Source organism: Natrinema soli (assembly GCF_028618695.1).
Window position 1 is genome coordinate 1 of the sequence record NZ_JAQIVI010000597.1, and the last position, 2,021, is coordinate 2,021.

Consider the following 2,021-nt stretch of genomic DNA (forward strand, 5'->3'; position numbering starts at 1 on the left):
CGCCGCGACGAGCGCGCCGATGCCGACCGGTCCCGGCCCCGTTATCGCGACGCTATCGCCGGGTTCGAAGCCCGACCGTTCGATCCCGTGGACGGCCAGGCCGAGCAGTTCGAGGAAGACGCCCGCGTCGGCGCTCAGCGAGCCGATCGGGTAGAGCGTCTCCCGAGGAACGACGGCGTACTCCGCGAGGGCGCCGTCGATCTCCGCGTCGAGACCGAGGATGCGCCGGTCCGGACAGATCGCGAACGAGCCCGACCGGCAGTGGCGACAGTGGCCGCAGCCGACGATCGGCTCCACCGCGACGCGCTCGCCCGTCTCGATCCCCTCGGCGTCGGAACCGATCGCGTCGACCGTCCCGGCGAACTCGTGGCCGAACAACTGCGGTAACGCGTTGGCGTAGTGGTGCTTGCTCTCGTGCCAGTCGTAGAGCAGGGCCTCCGCCCCGCCGTCGATGCCGACCGACTCGACGCGGATCCGAACCTCGCCCGGCCCCGGTTCGGGGACGGGAACGGACTCGAGGCTCATGCCCGGTTCGGGACGCGTCTTCAGGAGCGCCGTCATCCGGCCCGTGGCATTCGGTGTCATATCTGCCGCGACGCGCGCGACGGACATATAGCTCACGTCGAGCGCGGCGAGTCGGAGCGACATCGCGACGGATCACGGCCGCTCGATCGGAAACCGATGGTCCGGCCGGCGGTGAGCGAAGCTACAGGCCCGAGACGATCGTGTACGCGGCGCTGAAGAGCGCGAACCAGAACAGCGTCCGGAAGAACAGCTTGCTGTAGATGCCCCGCCCCGGCATCAGCTCGTGGAACTGCCGTTCGGCCTCGAGTAGCCGTCCGAAGGGACCCGTTCGATCGTCACTCATCGCGATGCACCGATCGTCACTCCTCGAGCGTCTCAATGAGTTCGACGACGTACCCCTCGGGGGCCGTCACGAACGCAAGTCGGATGTTCTTGTCTTCGACGGTCCGCGGCCCCTCGACCACGTCGCTACCGTAGTTCTCCACGAGGTCGTCGACGGTCCCGTCGACGTCGTCGATCCCGACGGCGAGGTGATCGATGCCGGCCGGCTCCGGGTTCCGTTCCGTCCCGTCGTGTTTGAACTGGATCTCCGCGTCGCCCTCTCCGGCGACGTACGTGTTCGTCACCCCGTCGAGAGCGAACTCGCGCGTGCGCTCGAGCCCGAGTCCGTCGCAGTAAAAGTCCAGCTGTGACTCGATGTCGTCGACCCAGATGGCCGCGTGCAGGACGTCCATGCGAACTACCACCGATGCTCTGTATAAAAACGTACCGTCGGTTCCCCGTCCCGCCGAGGGCGATCAGAGGCCGAGACCGAGGAGCCGATTCCCGGCCAGCGCGCCGAGGACGACGGCCATGATGACCGCGAGGACGCTGAAGGAGGCGTCCCAGCCGTAGAGGTCGGCGAGCGCGCCGACGATCACGTTCCCGGATGCGCCGGTGGTCATGTACACCGTTCGGCCGAGTCCGAACCCCGCGCTGCGATCGGCGGCCGCGAACTGGTCCATGAATCGCGACTGGATCGGCGCTCCCCAGCTCATCGCGAGGCCGACGAAGCAGACGCCGACGGCGTAGACAGCCAGCGCGTCGCCGACGACCAGCACGGCGTAGCCGACGATCCCCGACGCCATCGAGAGGGCCGTCGTCGGTCCCCGTCCGGCGCGATCGGAGAGCGATCCCGTCAGGGGCTGGGTGAGACCGTGGACGAGGAAGTACAGCGAGAAGAGGCCGCTCGAGACGGCCGTCGAGAGCCCCTGGCCCTCCGCGAAGAACGTTGGCAGGAACGAGGCCGTCGCCTGTCAGGTGAACGCACAGAGGAACGCCAGGGCGGTCGTGAAGGCGATGGGCGGCCGGGAGAGGAGCGCGGTGATCGTCGAGAGGGCGAACCGGTCGCGCAACCGCTCGTCTGGCCGGTCCGGTTCGGTCGGTCTGATTCGAGTCGCGAAGAGCGCGAAGACGGGCACGGCCGTCGCGGTGCCGAGCAACACGCCGGCCCGCCA

General features: G+C 68.4%; 4 protein-coding genes and 1 pseudogene. All 5 read right to left on the reverse strand.

The genetic code is table 11. The features are described 5' to 3' along the window. On the reverse strand, positions 1 to 585 hold a 585-nt coding region (locus tag PGX04_RS27435), incomplete at its 3' end, for a zinc-dependent alcohol dehydrogenase (RefSeq protein ID WP_273741386.1). A 121-nt stretch (positions 586 to 706) separates the two neighbouring features. Next, positions 707 to 868: a hypothetical protein gene (locus tag PGX04_RS27440; protein ID WP_273741387.1), complete on the reverse strand. Its 162-nt coding sequence runs from the start codon at positions 866 to 868 to the stop codon at positions 707 to 709. 16 nt (positions 869 to 884) lie between these two features. After that, positions 885 to 1,259: a VOC family protein gene (locus PGX04_RS27445; RefSeq protein ID WP_273741388.1), complete on the reverse strand. Its 375-nt coding sequence runs from the start codon at positions 1,257 to 1,259 to the stop codon at positions 885 to 887. A 63-nt stretch (positions 1,260 to 1,322) separates the two neighbouring features. Then, positions 1,323 to 1,802: an MFS transporter gene (locus PGX04_RS27450; RefSeq protein WP_273741389.1), complete on the reverse strand. Its 480-nt coding sequence runs from the start codon at positions 1,800 to 1,802 to the stop codon at positions 1,323 to 1,325. Positions 1,803 to 1,820: 18 nt separating this feature from the next. After that, positions 1,821 to 2,021, reverse strand: a pseudogene (locus PGX04_RS27455) (MFS transporter); the annotation flags it as partial.

Excerpts from the sequence above, each read along its gene's own strand:
- PGX04_RS27440 (WP_273741387.1), bottom strand. The coding sequence starts at position 868 with ATGAGTGACGATCGAACGGGTCCCTTCGGACGGCTACTCGAGGCCGAA.
- PGX04_RS27445 (WP_273741388.1), bottom strand. The coding sequence starts at position 1,259 with ATGGACGTCCTGCACGCGGCCATCTGGGTCGACGACATCGAGTCACAG.